Below are 20883 nucleotides of genomic sequence, written 5' to 3'. Positions count from 1 at the left end.
TACCGATAGGTTATTGCTCCACGTTCAGCTTGTATTCCGACAGATACTTGGCGATGCCTTCGATCTGTTCCGGAGTCAGGTCAACCTTCGGCATGGAGTTGCCAGGCTTAACCGCTTGCGGATCTTCGATCCAGCGCTTCAAGTTGTCATGCGTCGTGCCTTCGTTCTTGTACTGCGGGTCGTCCGTATTGACGAGGATGCCTGCGATGGTCTCCTTGTCGCCGATGCCGGTCAGGTTCGGATACAGCTGCAAGCCTTTGTCGCCGACAGCGTGGCAAGTGAGGCATTGCTTCTCGAACACTTCGGCGATCGCCGGATCGGCCGGCAGCTTGCCCGGCTCCTTCATCGCCGCTACCCAGCGGTCGAAGGCGCCTTCGTTGACGGACTTGACCTTGAAGTCCATCAGAGCATGCGAAGGCCCGCAAAGCTCGGCGCATTTGCCGAGGTAGACGCCGTCGTGATCGGCGCTGAAGAACATCGTATTGACGTTCGCGCCCGGGTTCGTGTCGATCTTGCCCGCGAGCGCCGGAATCCAGAACGAGTGGATGACGTCGGCAGACTTCGCCTGCACCGATACCGTCTTGCCCGTCGGGATCATGAGCTCCTGGGAGGTCTTGATTCCGTATTGCGGGTATTCGAATTCCCACCAGTATTGATGAGCGGTTACGATGACCTGAACCGCATCGGGATCTTTCGTGTAGTCCTTGGCTAGGCCGAATACATGCTTGACCGTCGGCACGGCGAGGATCAGCAGCAGCACGATCGGAACGACCGTCCAGATGATCTCCAGCTTGTGGTTGCCTTCCACCTGTACCGGAATCTTGTCGTTCGGACGCCGACGGAACTTGACGATGACGTAGAACGCCAGCGCGAATACAACGATGACGACGAGCACCATGATCAGAATGGACAGCTTCATCAATCCAAATTGAGCTTCCGCCACCGGACCTTGCGGATTTAGAGTGGACAAATCCTCCCGTCCGCAAGCGGACAAGAGCAAGGCCATCCCTGCGAGCAGCGGCAGGAGACGTCGTGCAAGGTGCCACCTTTTCATCATTCATCAACCCCACTTTTGACATTTTAGCCATTTGCCCAAGCAAAAACGGAGAACCGCCGGAGGGCGGCTATCCGTTTACGGAATCAATTTAGAAGTTGGAAAACCCGCCGGCAAAGCCGGTTAAACGCTTTCTCTTCCTTATGTACGGCTTGCGGCAAATGCTTCATGCACAGCTGTAAAATGGCAACTCCTGCATGTCAATTACACTTTATTAAATATAAAGTTGAAGCCCTTGATTGTCAATGTTCCACAGAGAGTTCACAAATTGTTCTCAAAGCTGTCAAAAAAGCGATTTCGCGCGATTTGACCGGTCCTAGCGGATGTTTCTCCCGCCTGCTCCTTATCATTTTTAACCAAAGCCGTGGGCATTTATGTATGCTCCCGAGGACGCATATTTGAAGCTCTGGGGCGAACCCTAACGGCATGGCTCGAAACTCTGAAGGAGGCCTGATGACCGATGCCAATCCCGCGCAAGACCGCCCTGCTCCACTCGCTGCTCGTCCTGTCGATCGCCGCTTCGGGCTGCGGCTACAAGCAGCTCGTGCAGGACAGCGACCAGAACTACGGCACCCGCCAGAAGAACGATCCGAAAGCGTACGGCAGCAAGATGTACGGCAAGTCCGGCTCTACCGCCGGCCAGCACGACAACCGCTTCATGGAATACAGCGCCCATCTGTCGCGCGAGGTGACGGGCCTGAACGGCGTCGCCCAAGGCATCGTCATGCTGACGGACCGCAACGCCTACGTCGGCATCGTGCTCGACTGGACCGCGACCCAGCCCGTCAAGAGCGGCAGCAAGATCATGCGCGAGCAAGACAACGGCGGCTGGATGGAAGGCGTCTACGACAACAAGACCGGCAGCGACACCTGGACCAACCGCCAGCTCGTCACGCCTTATAATTCCTACTTCTCCGTCAACGACCACAACGAGCTGTCGTCCAAGCTGAAGCAGACGATCGCCATCCGCGTGCGCAAGCTCGCTCCATCCGTGCAGGAGGTCCATATCACGGCCAATCGCGACGTCGTCAACCAGTTCGTCGAGTACGCGCGCGAGTCATGGGGCGGCCGCGATCTGAACCGCTACGTCAAGCCGTTCAACGTGCTCGTGCAGAAGCATTTTGCCGGCGGAGCCGCCATGCCGGTGCCGCTCAACCTCATCAAGGAACGCGCCGCGAAGGGCAAGAGCGTCGAAGGAACCTCGATCTCGCAGAGCGGCCATGCCGGCAGCAACCCGAGCAGCGGCAGCTTCGGCAGTCCGGGACTGGCGCGCGGCGAGAAGCCGCGGCGCTGACAGCCCTCGTTCTGTTTCTTCATATTATATAGTAGCTATTCGAGCGGGAGGTCACTTCAGCTCCGGCTGCGCCTGGCGAATCACTTGCTTCAGCTGGCGCGAGCAGGAGAGAAGCGCCTCCCGCTCTTCTTCGCTGCGGGCGAATCGGCCGAACTGCTCGAAGTCCGACTCGCATTGCTGCAGCGTCTGCAGCAGCTGCTGGCGCGCGGTCTGCTTGGCCGGAGCGAGCGATCCGTCCTGCGAGCCGGTCTGCACGTCCAGCTGGCCCTGATCGTCGATCTGGGCGAGGAATACGCTCTCCGGCTTCACCTTGAGCTTCGCCAGCTCATGGCGCAGCCACTGCTCGTCCTTGCCGGTGCTGCGGAGCGGCTCCTGAAGAACCTCGCCGTCCATCATGACGGTCTGCGGCTCCGTCTCCTTCGACATCTTCCAGCCGAGCATGGCGGGCGTGAGCGGCTGGTTCTCCTTTTTCAGCAGAAGGTTGATCTCTCCGCTCTTCTCCATGACGGCGAATTCGACCTCCGCCACCTTGAATACACTCTTCTTGCGCAGCTGCTCGAGCAGCTCGTCGAGCGTGATCCGCTCCTTGAACAGATTCGTCTCCAGGATGGACCCGTTCTTGATGAGCACCGTGCCTTGCCCGTCCGCGATGCCGCGGACCCAGCGGCTCTTGAGCGTCCAGAACTCGATGCCGACGGATACGATCGTCCAGGTGCCGATGGCGACGAACCCCAGGTACCACTCTGTATCGGTGTCGAGCGAGATGTAGCCGGCGATGTTGCCGATCGTGATGCCGGTAATGTATTCGAACAGGGACAGCTGGGAGATCTGCCGCTTGCCGAGCAGCTTCGTCACGAGGAACAGGACGACGACCGAGCTCAGCGTTCGCAGAATAATCTCGAGCCATAACGACATTCAGGCTCCTCCTTCCTTCCGTATGTTTCCTAATCTGCTCCAATCCCCGTACGTCCATGCGCGCGAAAAAAAGTTGTTGCCATCCTCACCATCAAGATGGTAGGATGTTTTTCCGCTCTCTGCCGCATTTCACCTTATTTTCCGGACATTTCAGGATGATCTTTCGAAATGAGGTGCCTCATGGTCTTTTTCGCGCTTGCGCGCGCCAGCTTTTCCCGCAACCTGCAGTATCGGGCTTCCCATCTGCTCCATAATGGAGCAAGCGCCATGTTCGGCTTCATCTACCTGTCGATCTGGATCGGCATCGGCGAAGGCCGCGATCTCGGCGAGTACGGCCTCAGCGGGCTCGTCTCCTACGTCGCCCTCAACCAATGCCTGCTCTGGGTCACCTCGTTCACGACGTTCGGCCTTGGCATGCCGCAGCTGGTGAGAACCGGCGCGATCGCCATCGAGCTTGCTCGTCCCGTGCATCTGTTCTACAGCATGATGAGCCGCGAGTGGGGCACGATCGCTTACCAGCTGCTGTACAAAAGCTTGCCGATCTACTTGCTGTACGTATTCCTTGTCCCGCTGCGCCTGCCCGCCGGCCTCGCCGAGACGGCCGCATTTTTCGCCGCGCTTCTATGCGCCGCCTACCTGGCACTCTGCATCCAGTATCTGATCGGGGCCGTCTCGCTCTGGACGACCGAGGCGATGTGGCTGCACTGGGTCAACAACGCCCTGCTGATGCTGTTCTCCGGCTTCCTCGTCCCGATCGAATGGCTGCCCGGCTGGCTCGCCTGGCTGAGCCGCTGGTCGTTTTACCCGTCCCTGCAGTACATACCGACCCGCATCTATCTCGGGATGGACGGCATCGCCGCCGTGCTGCCCTCGCTGGCCTGGTGCGCGGCGCTCACCGCGCTCTGCTTCGCCGCCACCGGCGCGATGCGCCGCCGAACGGAGGTGCAGGGAGGATGACGACGCTCCGCTCCGTGCGCGGCCTGATCGCCATGCACCTGCTGCTGATCCGCTTCAGCTTCCGCAGCAGCATGCAGTACCGCTTCAACTTCTGGTTCGGCACGATCGCCTCTGCCGTCATCGCGTCGGTGGAGTTTTCCTTGCTCGCCGTCATCCTCGCGCGCTTCGGCGCGATCCAGGGCTGGACGCTGACCGAGTCCGCCTACCTGTACGCGGTGCTGGTGCTGGCCAAGGCGCTGTACCGCTCATTGGCCTCCGACGTGCATCATCTGGAGAAATACCTGGTCAGCGGCGATCTCGACGGTCTGCTGCTGCGGCCCGTGCCCGTGCTGCTGGCGCTCATGACGAGGAACTTCTCGGTCCGCGTCGGAGAGACGCTGCTCGGCGCCTCGATGCTCGCCTACAGCTTGGCCGCGCTCGCGCGGGACGGCGCGATCGAGCTGTGGGTCGCGCTGCCGCTTACGCTGGCGGCCGTCGTGAACGGAGCGCTGCTGCTGTTCGGCATCGGGCTCGCGACCGCGGCCATGGGCTTCTGGATGACGCGGATCGAGGTGCTGCAGAACATGACGGAGGATGCCGCCCACACGGCGGTGCGCTATCCGCTGTCGATCTATCCGGGATGGCTGAAAGCGCTGCTTTCGACTGCCCTTCCCGTCGCCTTCGTCAATTACTGGCCGGCGATGTTCATTCTCAAAGGCGCTGTCGGCGGCTGGACGCTCGCGCTGAGCACAGCTGCCTCCGCCGCGGCGCTGGCCGCAGGCGGCTGGCTGTGGAGCCGCGGCCTGCGCAGCTATCAGAGCACCGGCTCGTAATAGCGCTTTCGCTTCCAATTCCAATCCAATTCCGATCCAATTCCGATTCCAATTCAAATAAGGAGGCCTGTCTCTCATGATCGAAGCCGCCCATCTGCATAAGTCCTTCAAGCTGCGAAAGCCCGGTCCGCGCAAAGGACTGCGCTCGCTGATCGGCGGACCGACCTTCGTCAAGGAAGCGGTGCGCGACGTCAGCTTCACGATCGCCTCCGGCGAGTTCACCGGCTTCATCGGCCCGAACGGCGCCGGCAAGTCGACGACGATCAAGATGCTGTCGGGCATCCTGCATCCGAGCTCGGGCTCGGTCCGGCTCGGCGGCATCGATCCCCATCGCCGCCGGGTCGAGACCGCGCGCACGCTCGGCGTGCTGTTCGGGCAGCGCACGCAGCTGTGGTGGGACCTGCCGCTGCGGGACTCGTTCGAGGTGCTCGGCGCGATGTACCGCATGGATCCGCAGCGCCGCCGAGCGCGGCTTGCCGAGCTCGACGGCCTGCTGCGGCTTGGCGAATTCCTCGACACGCCGGTGCGCAAGCTGTCGCTCGGCCAGCGCATGCGCGGCGACCTCGCTGCCGCGCTGCTGCATGAGCCGCCCATCCTCATTCTCGACGAGCCGACGATCGGCCTCGACGTTTCCGCCAAGCGGGATATCCGCTCCCTGCTGCGCAGCATCAACGAGGAGCTCGGCACGACGATCCTGCTGACGACCCACGACATGGACGACATCGAGCAGCTGTGCGGCCGCGTGCTCGTGCTCACGGACGGCACGCTCAGCTACGACGGGCCGATCGGCGGATTGCGCTCGCGCATCGGCATGCCGGCGTCGATCGAGGCGACGTACCGGACGCTTGAGCAGGCGCAGGCGGCGTGGAGCGCCCTGCAGCGGCTGGACTCCGCAAGCCTCGCCGCAGTCGGCCTCCAGGAGCGGACGCTCACCGTCCAGTGCAGCCTGGAGCAAAGCCGCTTCATGGACGTGCTGCGCAAGCTGGAGGCGTACGGAGAGCTCGAGGACGCGCGCATGCGCGAAGCCGATTTCGAGGATGCCGTCCAGCGGCTGTACGCGAATTAGCGCGGCGCATCGCCGCAACAGGAAAAAGGCTGTCTCCCGTCGATGAAGTCGACGGAGGGACAGCCTTTTTTTGGCGAAAGAGGCTCGTTCAGGCAGCCCGGCGGCGGGGCTTGCCAGTAGTATATTTACCACTGAAGCGGGCCGTTTCCCGACGGCGGGGCTTGTCAGTATGATTCGGCATTTTACTGTCAGCGGGCCGGCTATAGCGACGGAGAGCCGTCGCGCGCATCCATCATCCGCATGAGCAGAACCGCCGCTTCGGCACGCGTGGCCGCGGCAGCCGGGCCGAAGCTTCCGTCCGGCCGGCCGCCAGCCAAGCCGCGTTCGATCGCTGCGGAAACGTAGCCCGCCGCCCAGGCTGGAATGCGGGAGCGGTCGGCCACATGGCGCAGCGCCGAAGCGGCGGCCTCTTGAGCGAGCGGCTCCAGCCGCAGCGCGTTGCCGGCCATGACGAGCATTTCCGCGCGCGTGACGACCGCGTCCGGGCGGAAGGTGCCGTCCTCGTAGCCGCGCACGATGCCGCGCGCTCGAGCTTCACCGACCGCCTGCAGCGCCCAATCCGGAATTCGGGCCGCGTCGCGGAAAGATGCCGCGACGTCGGCGCCGGATCGCGGACCGGCGCCGTCCGGCAGCGGTTCCAGCGCGTTCAGGAGCATGACTGCGAACTGCGCTCGCGTCAGCCCGTTGTTCGGACGGAACGTTCCGTCCGCGAAGCCGCTCACGATGCCGCAGCCGAACGCTTCGGCAATCGCCTGCGAGGCCCAGTGGCCTTTCAGATCCGTAAAGGGCGCCGCGTTGCCGGAAGCGCAGCGCGGCGGCGCAGGAGTCTCGGCAGGCATGCCGCCTGGCGTCGGCTCTGCCGGTCCGGCAGGCGCCGTACTGGGCGCCGGCGTGTCCGGCGGCTCCGTCGGAACCGGCTGCGGACTCGGTGTCGCTGTCGCAGGCGGGGCAGGCGTACCTGGCTGCTCCGGGCTCGGTGTCGCGGGAGGCTCCGGCGTCGGCGTTCCCGTGGGTTCCGGTGTCGGCGTTGCCGGCACTTCCGGCGTCGGCGTTGCCGGAGGTTCCGGCGTCGGCGTTTTCGGAGGCTCCGGCGTCGGTGTTGCCGGGGGCTTCGGCGTCGGCGGCGGTTCGGCGCGGTAGATCGTCAGCTCATAAGCCTGGACGGTTGTCCCGTCCTCTGCCGTCACGACAAGGCTCACCGTCTGCTCTCCGACACGGAGGAGCAGCGGATTCGGAGCAGGCGCGCCTCCGATCTCGAGCCGCACCGATGCGCCGGCATGAGCCGGCTCAGCCTCGATGTACGCCTCCTCCATCTCAAAAGGAGCATTCGCTGTGTAGCGGTAGGTCGTTTCCGTCACCGTCTCGTTCAGCTTCAGTCCCGTCACGGCCAGCGCGCGCAAGCCGGAGTTCCCCGACACGACAGTGAATCGCAGCGGCTCGGACAGCGGGCTCGCGTGTCCGGCCCGATCGACGGCCTGGGCTTGCACGGCGTAGGTCCCCAGCTCGAGCGAGCGATCAGGGACGTAGCGCCAGCTTCCGGCTTCGTCGGCTTGGATCGTACCGATGCTCTCGCCGTCCAGATACAGCCGGACCTGCGCGAAGCTTTCCGCGACGCCGCTGAGCAGCGGCCTGGCAATCGACGAGCTGCTATCCGCTGCTGGCAGCAGAATGGACGGCGCATCAGGAGGCCTTGTATCCACCGTCCACGCCGAAGGCTCGGACTCCGGACTGGCATTGCCTGCCGCATCCGCCGCCACGGCGCTCAGCCGATATGTTCCGTCGGCGAGCGGGCTCGGAGCCGGCAGGCTCCATGCGCCGGGAATTCCGTTGTAAACAGCGTAAGTGACGCCGACGACCGTATCGTTCAGCAGAACGGTTACTCGAGCGCCCGGCTCCGCTGTTCCGGAGAAGCTTGCCGGCGCTGCGGGGAGCCAGGCATCCGGGTCAGGATCGAGGACGATCGGCGCCGCCGGAGCCTCCGTGTCTACGGAGAAGCTTCTTGCCGCGCTCGGACCGCTGCGGTTGCCGAGCGCATCCGCAGCATGCAGCACGACCGAGTAGCTGCCGTCTGCCAAAGCCGCAGGAGCGGCGAGCGACCAGCGGCCTTCCGCATCCGCCGCATCCTCTCCCCACAATTCTCCGCTCACCGTCACCTGGACGATCGCCATCGGCTCGGCGATCCCTTCCAGCACGATCTCGCCCGTGTTCAGGCTTGCGCCATCCGCCGGAGACTGAAGCTGTGGAGCCGCAGGGGCCGTACGGTCGATCTTCACAACGGCCGATGCGGCCGGGCTGGTGTTGCCCGCCCGGTCCACCGTCCGCGCCTCGATGGTCGTCTCGCCTTCCGCGCTTACCGTCAGCGGGCCGCTGTAGGTTGTCCAGCCCAGCATCGTCGCTCCCGTCAAACGGTACTCCGTCCGGCTGACGCCGGAGCCGCCGCTGTCCGTGCCGGCCGCTACCGTCACGCTCACGCTGGCCGCGTTCGTCCAGCCGACCGCGCTCGGCGTCACCGTCGGCGCGGTCGGCGCGGCGCGGTCGATGAGGATCGGCTCCAGTACGAGCGACCCGACATTGCCCGCCCGGTCGACGGTCCGGGCATGCACCGTCGTCTGGCCGGGAGCCGTCACGGCAAATGGGCCGGTGTAAGTCGTCCAATCTTGAACGGTTGCCGCCGTAAGTCGATATTCGACGCGAGCAACGCCCGAAGCCGCGTCCGTTCCCGGCGCGATGCTGACCTGAACTTCCGCCTCGCGAGTCCAGCCGACGACGCTCTGGCTGATCGTCGCAATACCCGGCGCCGTGCGGTCGATCCGCACGACGGCGGATGACGACGGCCCGGCGTTCCCCGCGCCGTCTACCGTGCGCGCCTCGACGGTCGTCTCGCCTTCCGCGCTCACCGCCACCGGGCCGCCGCTGTAGGCGGTCCAGACTCGCGTCGTCGCTCCCGTCAGCCGGTACTCCGTCCGGCTGACGCCCGAGCCGCCGCTGTCCGCTCCCGCCGCCACCGTCACGCTGACGCTCGCCGCGTTGCTCCAGCCGGCCGCGCCCGGCGTCACTGTCGGCGCGCCCGGCGCCGTGCGGTCGATCCGCACGACGGCGGATGACGACGGACCGGCGTTCCCCGCTCCGTCCACCGTCCGCGCCTCGACAGTCGTCTCGCCTTCCGCGCTCACCGCCACCGGGCCGCCGCTATAGGCCGTCCAGATCCGCGTCGTCGCTCCCGTCAGCCGGTACTCCGTCCGGCTGACGCCCGAGCCGCCGCTGTCCGCTCCCGCCGCCACCGTCACGCTGACGCTCGCCGCGTTGCTCCAGCCGGCTGCGCTCGGCGTCACCGTCGGCGCGCCCGGCGCCGTGCGGTCGATCCGCACCGTGCCGGTCCCCGCAGAGCTGACATTCCCCGCGCCGTCCACCGTGCGCGCCTCGACGGTCGTCTCTCCTTCCGCGCTCACCGCCACCGGGCCGCCGCTGTAGGCGGTCCAGCTCCGCGTCGTCGCTCCCGTCAGCCGGTACTCCGTCCGGCTGACGCCCGAGCCGCCGCTGTCCGTTCCCGCCGCTACCGTCACGCTGACGCTCGCCGCGTTGCTCCAGCCGGCTGCGCTCGGCGTCACCGTCGGCGCGCCCGGCGCCGTGCGGTCGATCCGCACGACGGCGGATGACGACGACCCGACATTCCCCGCGCCGTCCACCGTGCGCGCCTCGACAGTCGTCTCGCCTTCCGCGCTCACCGCCACCGGACCGCTATAGGCCGTCCAGCTCCGCGTCGTCGCTCCCGTCAGCCGGTACTCCGTCCGGCTGACGCCCGAGCCGCCGCTGTCCGCTCCCGCCGCCACCGTCACGCTGACGCTCGCCGCGTTGCTCCAGCCGGCTGCGCTCGGCGTCACCGTCGGCGCGCCCGGCGCCATGCGGTCGATCCGCACCGTGCCGGTCCCCGCAGAGCTGACATTCCCCGCGCCGTCCACCGTGCGCGCCTCGACGGTCGTCTCGCCTTCCGCGCTCACCGCCACCGGGCCGCCGCTGTAGGCGGTCCAGACTCGCGTCGTCGCTCCCGTCAGCCGGTACTCCGTCCGGCTGACGCCCGAGCCGCCGCTGTCCGCTCCCGCCGCCACCGTCACGCTGACGCTCGCCGCGTTGCTCCAGCCGGCTGCGCCCGGCGTCACCGTCGGCGCGCCCGGCGCCGTGCGGTCGATCCGCACGATGGAGCTTGCCAGCGGACTGGCGTTGCCAGTCTGGTCGATCGTGCGCGCCTCGACCGTCGTCTGTCCTTCCGCCGTTATGACGAAGGTCCCTTCAGCCGGCACTTCCGTCCAATCCTGGACCGTCGCGCCGCTCAGCCGATATTCGGTCCGGGCGACGCCGCTCTCTCCGTCCGTGCCCGGCACGACGGACACCGTCACTTCCCCGGCATTCGTCCAGCCTCCCGGCGCTCCGGACAGAACCGGCGACGTCGGCAGCTCGAAGTCGAACGTAAGCTGGTAAACCTTGCGGCTTAGCTCGTACGTGTCTTCGTTGTAGCCGCCGATGACGAACACCTTGCCTCCTGCCTGCACCAGGCTGGCGTTCGACAAGCGGCCGACGTTGGGGCTGTCCAGGCTCCATTTCCCCGTCGACGGATCGTAGAGGGAGAAATTCCGGTTGCCCATGACAAGGACAAGCCCGTTGTCGAGCGTCAGCTGGGCATGCCGGAAATAGATGTCCCAGCCGTCGTAAGGCAGCGAGGCCGTCTTGCTCCATCCGTCCAGAGCCGGGTCGTACAGATAGCTGTTGAACGAATAGGCATACCCGCTCAACCCCCCGGTCAGCAGCACTCTGCCGTCCTTCAGCGTGCTTTGCGCCGCTCCATAGACGGGAATCGGCAGCGGCGAGCCCTCGCTCCAGGCGTCGCGGGCCGGATCGTACAGATACACGTCGTCATACGTCTCGCTCCGGCCTGCCGAGTAAATCTCGTTGGAGCCGCCGGCGATCATGGCGCGACCGTCCCGCAGCGTCGACTGCGCGTTGCCCAGCATCGTCTTCGGCAGCGGAGCCGCCGAAGTCCATAAGCCTGTCGCCGGATTGTACAAGCGGGCTTCGTCGGTATAGACATAGCCGATCCTGTCGCGGAAAGAGTTCCCGCCCGTCACGAGAACGCTGCCGCCGCTCAGCTCCGACTGCTGATGATAGGCGAGCTGGAGCGGGCTGCCGAACGGCGACCAGGTGAGCGTGCGGGGATCGAACCGGTACGAGCTCGGCGCGAACCCGTTGTTCGAAGCATGCTGTCCTCCCGTCGCCACGATCTCGCTGCCTCCGCGGGCCGAGCTTGCCCGGATTCCGCTTAGCGCAGCGGGAAAGTCGGAGGTAGGAGGCAAAACCTCCATCTTCACCGCTGCCGCGGCCTGGCCTCCCCACGCCAGTCCCGCAGCGGCGGCGATCGCCAGCGCCAGCAGCCCCGGCCTTCGTTTTCTTCTCCTCATCTAGCGGCACCCTCCTTGCTTGTCCATCGTTTTTCACAGGAGTCTTCAGTGTAGGACCATCGGCCCTGTCCCGCCTATTGACGAACGTTAACGGCAGACGAAAAACGGCCGCAAGCAAAAGGTTGCAGCTTGAATCGCGCATGAGAGCATTCTCATTTTTTTCTCACAAACGGACCGAATCCCTTGGCAGCGCTCGCCTTGGCATCTCAGAGGAAAGGCTTGGCAACAAATCGATGTGGTATGGTTGTCTCACCGGATCAGCAAGCAGCTCGGCCGACCCCAAGCGGCGGTCAGGGCCCACGGGAATCCCCTTACATTCAAACGAAAAGAGGAATAGACATCATGAACTACATCATCGGAAAATCGTTCACGAAAAAACTTGCCGCTGCAGCGATCGCGCTGTCCATCGCCATTGCCGGATCGGTCGCGCTTCCCGCGACCAGCGCTGCCGCAGCCGAAGTGTCGACCTCTTCCAAAGCCTCCACCGTCGTCTCCGCAGCGCGCAGCCAGATGGGCACGCCTTATAAATTCGGCGCTTCCACGAGCACGACGAGATACTTCGACTGCTCCAGCCTGATGAAATACGCCTATAAAAAAGCCGGCATCAACCTGCCGCGCACGTCCAAAGCCCAATCGAAGGTCGGCAAGTACGTCTCCAAGAGCAATCTGAAGGCCGGCGACCTCGTATTCTTCTACTCCCCGATCTCCCATGTCGGCATGTATATCGGCGGCGGCAAGATCATCCACACGTACGGCAAGCCAGGGGTGACGATCGACACGATCAACTCCGGCTGGTGGAGCAACAACTACACGACGGCCCGCCGCGTGCTGTAACGATTCCTTGGATCGATAAACGGATTAAAAAAGCTGCTTCCGCCGCCCGAAAGGGCGATGGAAGCAGCTTTTTCTGTTGCCGCGCGGCGAGGAGCCGGCTCTGGCGCAGCGGACCAATCCAGCCCCCGCAGTCCGCAGAGGCATCAGAGCTGCTGCAGCGGCAGCCATTCCAGGACGCGCCGGATCTGCGCGTCCCAGTAGCCCCATTCATGCTCGCCGGGGCCTTCCTCGTACGTCAGCGGCAGGCCGAGCGACCGGGCATGCTCGCGGAAGGCGACATTTTCTCCGTAGAGGAAATCCTCCGTGCCGCAGCACTGGTACAGGAGCGGCTGCCGTGCCTTCGGAAGGCTGGACAGCTGTTCCGCAAGCGCGAACAAATCATTCGGCCCGCCGACGGCTTCCTCCCGCTTGCCGAGGATCGACTCGACCTCGGCGAGAGCCACCACGCCGGCCCTGTCGTAACGGCCGCGAATGTCGAGCCCGCCCGAGAGGCTGGCGACCGCCGCGAAGCGGTCCGGACAAGCCAGTCCCAGCTTGAACGCGCCGTAGCCGCCCATCGAGAGGCCTGCGGCGAACGTATCCTCGCGGCGGTCCGACAGCGGAAACAGCGCGCCCGCGATCTCGGGCAGCTCCTCGCTGACGAACGTCCAGTAGCGGTGGCCGACCTTCATGTCCGTGTAAAAGCTGCGCGCCACGGCCGGCATGACGACCGCCAGGCCGTACTGGGCCGCATAACGCTCGATCGACGTGCGGCGCAGCCAGATCGAGTGGTCGTCGGACAAGCCGTGCAGCAGGTAGAGCACCGGGAAGCGGCCGTCGGCCGCCTTGCCCTCCAGTCCGATCTGCCGCTTCGTCTGCTGCGGCAAAATGACGTTCATCGAGCAGCTCAGTCCGAGCACGTCGGAGAAGAAACTGGTTTGCGCAAGCGCCATGAGCAAAATCCCCTTTTCAATAGGATGGTAAGGCTGGTTCAGCCGCGCAGCAGCTCCCAGGCCTGCCGCAGGAGCAGCAGCGTGCTGACGGCGATGAACAGCGGCCGCACGTAGCGGGCTCCGCGCCGGATCGCCAGGCGCGAGCCGGCGAGCGAGCCGAGCACCATGAAGGCGCCCATCGTGAGGCCGATCGTCCAGTCGATGCTCTGCAGCAGGGCGAAGGTCGCCAGGCTGGCGACGTTGCTGCCGAAGTTGAGCGCTTTGGCGTTGCCGGCGGCCCGCACGAAGTCGTATCCGGCCATCAGGAACACGAAGATCAGGAACGAGCCCGTGCCCGGACCGAAAAAGCCGTCGTACCCGCCGAGCGCGAACGCCGCGCAGGCGATCAGCGCCGCCGAGCGGCGGGTGAACGCCCGCCGCGCCTGGCCGTCGACGCCCCAGCTGCGCTTGAATACGGTATAGACCGTGATGAGCGAGAGCAGGACGACGACGAGCGGGCGCAGCCAGTCGGACGGCAGCAGTTGGAGCAGCAGCGTGCCGCCGGCCGCGCCGGCGACGGTCAGCGGGAACAGGCGCCGCACGATCCGGCCCTCGATCTTGCCCGAGCGGAGGAAGGCCAGCATGCTCGTCAGCGAGCCCATCGTGCCGGCCAGCTTGTTCGTGCCGAGCGCCAGATGCGGCGGCAGTCCCGCCGACATCAGCACGGGCACCGAGACGAGCCCGCCGCCTCCGACGACAGAGTCGACGAAGGCCGCCAGGAAGCCGCCTGCCGCGATCCAGACGAATAGTTCCCAGCTCATCTTAGCCGACCTCATTTGTTAGGTAGAATTAGGTGCCGCCGCCGGGCGGCGACGCTCTTTCATTGTAGGCTCGCTGCACGGAAGCTGTCTACGGGATCTGTCGGTCTGCCGCTTCAAAAAGCGCCGCCGCCAGCGCAACGCAAACGGGACGAAGAAGGGAGACCCCCCTCTTCGTCCCGTTCGTGGCGCAAAGAACGCCTTTCCTGTCGATTCAAGCCTGCGCCTTGGCCGTGGCAGCCGGCGCCGCCGGCTTGCCCTTGCCCGCGCCGGGCGTACGCCGGCGCGCGCCTTCGTTGCTCTCCAGCCGCTTGGACAGCAGCGAGAGGCTGTAATTGACGGCGAAGTACAGCACGGCCGCGAGCAGCAGCACCGGGAACACGTACGATACGTCGTGCCCGTAGACGATGTTGGCGCTGTGCATCAGCTCCGGCAAGGAGATGACGACCGCAAGCGACGTATCCTTGAGCAGCGAGATGAACTGGCTGACGAGCGGAGGCACCATGCGGCGCATCCCGATCGGCAGCACGACATGCCGCAGCGTCTGCGCCTGGGTGAGGCCCGACGAGCGCGCCGCCTCCACGAGCCCTTTATTGACCGACTGCAAGCCGCTGCGCACGATCTCGCTGATCATCGCGCCTTCGAACAGCGTCAGCGCCACGACCGCCGCCCAGAACGTGGACAGCTGGATGCCGACCTCCGGCAAGGCGAACTTGACGAAGAAGATGATGAGCAGCAGCGGCAGGTTGCGGATCGTCTCGACGACGAGCATCGTCAGCGTCCCCAGCCCTTTGATCCGGCTGTAGCGGATGAGGCCGAGAGCCGTGCCGAGGATGAAGCTGAGCACGATCGCGACGGCGGCGACGATAAGCGTCATGCCGAAGCCTTTGAGCAGGAATAGCAAATTGTCGGAGCTGAATGCGCCTGCGAAGTCCATGCCGATTCCTCCTCTCTAGCCCGTCCGCGCCAGCTTGCGCTCAAGCACGTTGGTCGCATAGGCCAGCGGAACGGTCAGGATCAGATAGAACGCCGCCGCGACCATATAGGTCTCCATCGTCTGGAACGTATAGCTGTTGACGTTGTCGGCGAAGTACATCAGGTCGAAGCCAGCGACGACCCCGAGAATCGACGAGTTCTTGACCAGGTTCAGAAACTGGTTGGTGATCGGCGGAATGACGATGCGCACCGCCTGCGGCAGAATGACGAGCCGCATCGCCTGCACGTAGCTGAGGCCGGTCGAGCGCGCCGCCTCCATCTGCCCGGCCGGGACCGACTGGATGCCGGCCCGCACCGCCTCGGCGATGAACGCCGAGGTGTAGATCATGAGGCCGAGCGTGCCGGAGGCGAAGCCGTCCAGATCGGCGCCGAGCGACGGCAGGCCGAGGTAGAAGATGTACACGACGAGCAGCAGCGGGATGTTGCGGAAAAACTCGACGTACGCCGTGCCGATCGCCCGCAGCGCCTTCCACGGCGCGATGCGCATGACGGCGAGCACGAGGCCGAGGACAAAGCTGCCGGCCAGCCCGAGCAGGCTGGCGTAGATCGTATTCTTAAAGCCCTCGAGGAAATCTCCGGAGTAGGAGCCGACAAAGGAGAAGTCCATCCGTTATTCCTCCGGCGGCTTCTCGCCCATCCATTTCTCATAGAGGGCCGCGTAGTCGCCGCTGTCCTTCAGTTCCTTGAGCGTCTCGTTGACGGCGGCGACGAGATCGGCATTACCCTTCTTGGCGGCGATGCCGTAAGGCTCGTCGGTGAACGTGCCTCCGACGACGACATACTCCGGATCCTGCTGGCTCATGCCGAACAGAATCGCGTTGTCGGTCGTCAGCACCTCGCCCTTGCCGGCCTTGAGCGCGGTGAACGCCTCCTGGTAGTTCTCGTACTGCTGCACGCGCAGGCCCGGCACCTTCTCCTCGATGTTCTTGATCGAGGTGGCGCCCTTCTGGCCGATGACCTTGGTGTCCTTGGTCACGTCGTCGATGCTTTTGATCGCGCTGCCCTTCTTGACGAGCAGCGACTGGCCGGCGTGGAAATACACATCCGAGAAGTCGACCTGCGTCTTGCGCTCCTCGTTGATCGTCATCGTCGCCACGATGAGATCGATCTCGCCGTTGTCGAGCATCGGGATGCGCGTCTTGCTCGTCACTTCCTTGAGCTCGAGCTTCGTCTCGTCGCCGAGGATCTTCTTGGCGATCGCGCGCGCGACGTCGATGTCGAAGCCTTCGACCTCGCCGCTGCCGGGATCCTTCAGGCCGAACAGCTTCGTGTCGAACTTGACGCCGACGACGAGCTTGCCGCGGTCCTTGATCGCCTGCACGGCGGAGCCATCGTCTGCCGGAGCGGTCGACGCCGAGCCGCCCGTATTCGTCGACGCCGGCTCGTTTTTCGCGCCGCATCCGGTCAGGGCGACTGTCGCCAGCAGCAGCAGGGATGCCCCTGCGCCAAGCCATCTTCTTTTTCTCATCTTTTCTCGTCCCCTTTCGATCTCGTGCTAATGGTTGATGACGCGGCTCAGGAAGTCGCGCGCCCGCGGCTGCTCAGGCTGCCGGAAGAAGTCGGCCGGAGCGGCCTGCTCCACGATGCGGCCCTCGTCCATGAAGACGACCCGGTCCGCGACCTCGCGGGCGAAGCCCATCTCATGCGTCACGACGGCCATCGTCATGCCTTCCTTGGCCAGCAGCTTCATGACGGAGAGCACCTCGCCGATGACCTCCGGATCGAGCGCCGACGTCGGCTCGTCGAACAGCATGACGTTCGGCTTCATCGCGAGCCCCCTGGCGATCGCCACCCGCTGCTGCTGGCCGCCCGACAGCTCCGACGGATAGGACTCCGCCTTGTCCGGGATGCCGACCTTCTCCAGGTAGTGCATCGCCGTGCGCCGCGCTTCCTCCTTGCTCACCTTGCCGGCCTGCACCGGCGCGAGCGTGATGTTGTCGATGACCTTCAGATGCGGGTACAGGTTGAAATGCTGGAATACCATGCCGATGCCACGGCGCAGCGCGTTGATGTCCGTCGTCTTGTCATGCACGGAGACGCCGCCGATGGTAAGGCTGCCGCCGGAGATGTCCTCCAGGCGGTTGATGCAGCGGAGCAGCGTGCTCTTGCCGGAGCCCGAAGGGCCGATGATGACGACGACCTCGCCCTCGGCGATATCCAGATCGATGTCCTTCAGCACGTGAAAGCTGCCGTAATGCTTGTTGACCTGCCGGAAAGAGATCATGCCTGGCCTCCCATTCGGAATTTTGAACTACCTCTAGGCCATGAACTCGATAAAACGTCATGGTCGTGTCAAATATCATAACCTAACCCTCCGATATTTTGAATAAAAAAATAAATCCGGGCTCATTTATGCGACTTTTTTCCCATAAATAGAAAAAAATCCACCCAATATGTCAGGTAGATTAACGCGAATGATGTCGAATGCTTTCCTATCGTCGGCCTCAACCGTGCGGCTGGTCCTGCCGCTTTTGTCTCAGAGCCTCGTACAGGTCGCCCGCGGACCTCATCGCATAGACGATCCGGTACGGGACGCCGTCCTCCAGCAGCGCGAGCGCCGGCACGCTGGCGATCTTCCACCGCTCCCGCAGCGTCGGCGCAAAGTTCACGTTCAGCTTCTGCACCGGCATCGTCCCCGGCGCGGCCGCGGCGATTTCCAGCATGCGCTCGGCTACCTTGCAGGTGCCGCACAGCGGCGTCGCAAAAAAGACCGCCTCCTGGCGGTGAAGCCTTCCGATCGCCATGAATTCCTTCTCGCTCGTTTCCGTCAACCCCATGCTCCCCCAGCCTTTCTTTTTTCTTCGTTGCGGCGCGGCGCCAGGCTGGCCCGGCTCCCGCTTCTGCGCTTTCGACTTTCGGCTTTCGGCTTTCGGCTTTCGGCTTATCGTGTTCCGCTTTTTCACTTTTCTGCTTTTCGTTTTCCGCCAGGCCAGTCCCGGCTTGTTTCGGCATCGCCGCCGCGTCCTTCCTGCTTGCCATTCCCATGCGCCGGCAGCTTGCCGGCCATCCAGCGCGGCATGTATTCCATGATGTCGCTCCTCCCAAGGATGCGAGTCGTTCGAGGCCTCCTCTTCAGGCTTTTCATGCCCGCGCGAGCGCCCGCTCAGTCAGTCGGCTTCCGGAGGAGAGGCGGGACGAGCAGTCAGCATCCGGTAGGCGATGAAGACCGCCGCGAGGAACGCCAGGTAAGCGAGCACGAGCGCGCCGATCCGCAGCGGACCGCTGCCGCCGCTGCCGCCGAGCGTGGCGAAGAACAGCATGCCGGGCGCCTTGCCGAGCAGCGAGGCCGCTGCATAGGTCCGCAGCCGGATGCCGGTGAGCGCGGCGTAGGCGTCGACCGTCATTTCCGGCACGACGGGCACGACCCTCGCGACGAGCACGAACAGGAACGGGCTGCGCTCCGTCAGCCGCACGAGCCGATCGAGCCGGCCGGTCCGCTCCAGCCAGGCGCGGCCGCGGTCGCGGAACAGCAGGCGGAAGCCCGCGTAGGATGCGAGGCATGCGAGCCAGGTGGCGCTCAGGCTGATGACGCCGCCTCCGAGCGCGCCGAACAGATAGCCGAGCGTGGCGATGACGGCCGCGTACGGGAACACCGGGAAAAACGCCAGCGCAAACGCCGCCGCCAGCATCGGCAGCGGCGCCGGCCGCGCTCCGGCCAGCCAGGCCGAGATCGCCTCGCGCTCGTACCAGACGAGCGCGAGCAGCGCCGCGTACAGCAGCACGGCGAGCAGGCGCGGCCAGATGCGCCTCGGCCCGCTCTCTCGGGCCCGGCGGAGTCGATGCGGACGCTCCGGCGCTCTCTCTGGGGCGCGGTCCGGACCGGGCGGACGCTCCCGCGCGTCCTCTCGGGCGCGGGCCGGACGGCTCGGATTCTCCGGCGCGTCCTCTCGGGCGCGGGTCGGACGGCTCGGATTCACCGGCGCGTCCTCTCGGGCGCGGGTCGGACGGCTCGGATTCTGCGGCATCTCCTCTCGGGCGCGGGCCGGACGGCTCGGATTCCCCGGCGCGTCCTCTCGGGCGCGGGCCGGATGGCTCGGATTCTCCGGCACGTCCTCTCGGGCGCGGGCCGGACGGTCCGAGCGCTCTTCAGGCTCCTGCCCGCCCAGCCGGCTTCCGCCACCGGAATCGAAGCTTCTATTCACCGCCATCCCCCTTTCGGCTCATCGTTCGTTTCGTCCATGGCGCGACTGGCGCCTCGCTCCGCGCAGGTCAGGGCTTGTCATCCATTATATGCCCAAGCGATGCGAAAAGATCAACTTCGGCAAGCCCGATCCGATCCCATCATCCTGCGGCGGCGGCCTCCGTCCGAAGCCGAGCAGGCTTGCGGCCACCTTCCCTTGCCAGGCTGCCTGCCGGGAAGCCTGCCGGCCGCAGGCGCTCATATGCGGGCCGGACGGCTCATACAGTAACAGACGATCTCGTGAAAAGGAGGCTTTTTCCATGACCTGGGTGCCGACCGACGACGGCGTCTCGCTGTATGCCCATCAGTCCGGCCCTGCCGGCGGCCAGACCGTGCTGCTCCTCCACGGCTGGCCGCTCAGCCATCGCATGTTCGATCGCCAGCTGGCGCTGCTGCCGGAAGCCGGCATCCGCTGCGTCGCGCCGGACCTGCGCGGCTTCGGCCGCTCCGACGCGCCGGCGGACGGCTACGGCAGCGACCGGCTTGCCGACGACCTGCGGCGCATCGTCGATGCGCTCGGACTGGAGCGCTTCGCGCTTGCCGCCTTTTCCTCCGCAGCCGCGACGGCCGTCCGCTACATGAGCCGGCACGCGGGCAGCGGCGTCAGCGGCCTGCTGCTGATCTCGCCGGCCGCGCCGTCCCTGCTCCAGCCGGATGCTCCGACAGCCGACGAGGCGAGCGGACGGCTCGAGCGGCTCATCCGCCACGCCCGGCTCGACCGGCCGCAGATGGCGGCGGAGTTCGCCCGCCAGCTTTTTTACCGCTACCACAGCCCGGAGTATATGAGCTGGTTTTCCGGCCTCGCGATGGACAGTCCGCTTAGCGCGACGCTCGGCCTCGCCCGCGCCATGCAGCAGGAGCGGACGAGCGCGGAGGAGCTCACCCGAATCGCCGTTCCGACGGTGGTGTTCTACGGCGCCCACGACCGGGTCGTTACGCCCGAGGCAGCCCAAGGACTGGCCGCCGCCATACCGGGCGCGTCGGCGGTCCGGTTCGCCAAGAGCGGCCACGGCTTGTTCCAGGACGAAGCCGACCGCTTCCAGCTGGAGCTGGAGCAATTCATCCGCGGCCTGCCATGAGGGCAAGTCGCCGCCCGAGGGAACCGGAGCGGTTTGCCCGCAGCTTGCCCGCGGCTTGCCTGCAGCTTGCCTGCAGCTTGCCTGCGGCTTGCCTGCGGCTTGCCCGCAGCTTGCCTGCGGCTTGCCCGCAGCTTGCCTGCGGTTTGCCCGCAGCTTGCCTTGATGGCGTCGGCTCTGTTTCACAGTCGCAGACACTTGCCAATCTGAAGCCGTTACCAGTTGCCCACGGCATCCGTCCTTAGGCGCGCCGCCACAGGCTAACGACGGATCAGATTGTTAGAGGGGCTAAATCACGACTCCGAAAAATGCAACGACTCGTGATACGCTTAGATGCAGCAAAACTCCTCAAAAGCCTGCAAAAACGAGAAGCGGGCGGGTTTAAGCGTCTGAGCCGTCGTTAGAAATCCGCATAGGCGAAAAAACGGCCTGTAAGCGTCTCAGTCGTCGTTAGCAAAGCCGCCCTCAGCGTAGCCGGCAGGATCGAGCACTTAGGAATCCGGCATCGGGCAAGGGCATG

At 65.1% G+C, this 20883-nt stretch carries 18 protein-coding genes; 6 read left to right on the top strand and 12 right to left on the bottom strand.

The window, feature by feature from the left end; genetic code table 11:
• Positions 1-10: 10 nt before the first annotated feature.
• Entirely contained in the window at positions 11-1057 is a 1047-nt protein-coding gene (coxB, locus tag GE073_RS05075) for a cytochrome c oxidase subunit II (protein ID WP_028600332.1), read from the bottom strand.
• Between the two features lie 457 nt (positions 1058-1514).
• Here coxB and GE073_RS05070 point away from each other — a divergent pair, with 457 nt between their 5' ends.
• Complete coding sequence (locus GE073_RS05070) at positions 1515-2348, top strand: hypothetical protein (protein WP_194843277.1); 834 nt, start codon at positions 1515-1517, stop codon at positions 2346-2348.
• Positions 2349-2399: 51 nt separating this feature from the next.
• Here GE073_RS05070 and GE073_RS05065 read toward each other — a convergent pair whose 3' ends face one another.
• Positions 2400-3263 carry a DUF421 domain-containing protein gene (locus GE073_RS05065; protein ID WP_028600331.1) on the bottom strand — a complete coding sequence of 288 codons (864 nt, stop codon included), beginning with the start codon at positions 3261-3263 and terminating at the stop codon, positions 2400-2402.
• A gap of 180 nt (positions 3264-3443) precedes the next feature.
• On the opposite strand from GE073_RS05065, the gene GE073_RS05060 reads away from it, so the two are divergent.
• The 3 genes from GE073_RS05060 to GE073_RS05050 all read left to right on the top strand — a co-directional run bounded on the left by GE073_RS05060 (position 3444) and on the right by GE073_RS05050 (position 6098).
• On the top strand, positions 3444-4220 hold the full coding sequence (locus tag GE073_RS05060) for an ABC transporter permease (protein WP_028600330.1): 777 nt from the start codon (positions 3444-3446) through the stop codon (positions 4218-4220).
• The gene (locus GE073_RS05055; protein WP_194843276.1) at positions 4217-5032 is read left to right on the top strand and encodes an ABC transporter permease; all 816 of its coding nucleotides are present in this window, start codon (positions 4217-4219) and stop codon (positions 5030-5032) included. The genes GE073_RS05060 and GE073_RS05055 overlap by 4 nt, the downstream gene beginning before the upstream one ends.
• A gap of 76 nt (positions 5033-5108) precedes the next feature.
• Positions 5109-6098 carry an ABC transporter ATP-binding protein gene (locus tag GE073_RS05050; RefSeq protein WP_153782912.1) on the top strand — a complete coding sequence of 330 codons (990 nt, stop codon included), beginning with the start codon at positions 5109-5111 and terminating at the stop codon, positions 6096-6098.
• A 200-nt stretch (positions 6099-6298) separates the two neighbouring features.
• On the opposite strand, the gene GE073_RS05045 is transcribed toward GE073_RS05050, so the two are convergent.
• The gene (locus GE073_RS05045) at positions 6299-11548 is read right to left on the bottom strand and encodes an OmpL47-type beta-barrel domain-containing protein (RefSeq protein ID WP_153782911.1); all 5250 of its coding nucleotides are present in this window, start codon (positions 11546-11548) and stop codon (positions 6299-6301) included.
• Between the two features lie 342 nt (positions 11549-11890).
• On the opposite strand from GE073_RS05045, the gene GE073_RS05040 reads away from it, so the two are divergent.
• Positions 11891-12382 (top strand): C40 family peptidase, encoded by a 492-nt coding sequence (locus GE073_RS05040; protein WP_028600327.1) that lies wholly within the window; start codon positions 11891-11893, stop codon positions 12380-12382.
• 143 nt (positions 12383-12525) lie between these two features.
• Here the strand turns inward: GE073_RS05040 and GE073_RS05035 are convergent, their stop codons facing one another.
• The 9 genes from GE073_RS05035 to GE073_RS05000 form a co-directional block, all read right to left on the bottom strand.
• Positions 12526-13314 (bottom strand): alpha/beta hydrolase, encoded by a 789-nt coding sequence (locus tag GE073_RS05035; RefSeq protein ID WP_101808620.1) that lies wholly within the window; start codon positions 13312-13314, stop codon positions 12526-12528.
• 38 nt (positions 13315-13352) lie between these two features.
• Positions 13353-14114: a sulfite exporter TauE/SafE family protein gene (locus GE073_RS05030; RefSeq protein ID WP_101808619.1), complete on the bottom strand. Its 762-nt coding sequence runs from the start codon at positions 14112-14114 to the stop codon at positions 13353-13355.
• Positions 14115-14325: 211 nt separating this feature from the next.
• A complete protein-coding gene (locus GE073_RS05025; protein ID WP_084137545.1) occupies positions 14326-15048 on the bottom strand; it encodes an amino acid ABC transporter permease in 723 nt (240 codons plus the stop codon).
• 15 nt (positions 15049-15063) lie between these two features.
• Positions 15064-15714, bottom strand: a complete 651-nt coding sequence (locus GE073_RS05020) for an amino acid ABC transporter permease (protein ID WP_028600324.1) — start codon at positions 15712-15714, stop codon at positions 15064-15066.
• A 3-nt stretch (positions 15715-15717) separates the two neighbouring features.
• Complete coding sequence (locus GE073_RS05015; RefSeq protein ID WP_101808618.1) at positions 15718-16575, bottom strand: transporter substrate-binding domain-containing protein; 858 nt, start codon at positions 16573-16575, stop codon at positions 15718-15720.
• Positions 16576-16602: 27 nt separating this feature from the next.
• Positions 16603-17331, bottom strand: coding sequence for an amino acid ABC transporter ATP-binding protein (locus GE073_RS05010; RefSeq protein WP_101808617.1), 729 nt, complete (start codon positions 17329-17331; stop codon positions 16603-16605).
• A gap of 220 nt (positions 17332-17551) precedes the next feature.
• Positions 17552-17884 carry a thioredoxin family protein gene (locus GE073_RS05005; RefSeq protein ID WP_052333570.1) on the bottom strand — a complete coding sequence of 111 codons (333 nt, stop codon included), beginning with the start codon at positions 17882-17884 and terminating at the stop codon, positions 17552-17554.
• A gap of 122 nt (positions 17885-18006) precedes the next feature.
• Positions 18007-18135 carry a hypothetical protein gene (locus tag GE073_RS25750; protein ID WP_267238404.1) on the bottom strand — a complete coding sequence of 43 codons (129 nt, stop codon included), beginning with the start codon at positions 18133-18135 and terminating at the stop codon, positions 18007-18009.
• Between the two features lie 79 nt (positions 18136-18214).
• Positions 18215-19249 carry a TVP38/TMEM64 family protein gene (locus tag GE073_RS05000; protein ID WP_228551278.1) on the bottom strand — a complete coding sequence of 345 codons (1035 nt, stop codon included), beginning with the start codon at positions 19247-19249 and terminating at the stop codon, positions 18215-18217.
• Between the two features lie 298 nt (positions 19250-19547).
• Here GE073_RS05000 and GE073_RS24990 point away from each other — a divergent pair, with 298 nt between their 5' ends.
• Positions 19548-20366, top strand: coding sequence for an alpha/beta fold hydrolase (locus GE073_RS24990; protein WP_194843275.1), 819 nt, complete (start codon positions 19548-19550; stop codon positions 20364-20366).
• Positions 20367-20883: the final 517 nt, after the last annotated feature.

This window comes from Paenibacillus sp. B01, assembly GCF_009649995.1.
GTDB lineage: Bacteria > Bacillota > Bacilli > Paenibacillales > Paenibacillaceae > Paenibacillus_O > Paenibacillus_O pasadenensis.
Note: the sequence above shows the minus strand (reverse complement) of the source record. Positions and strands in the feature narration are given on the sequence as shown.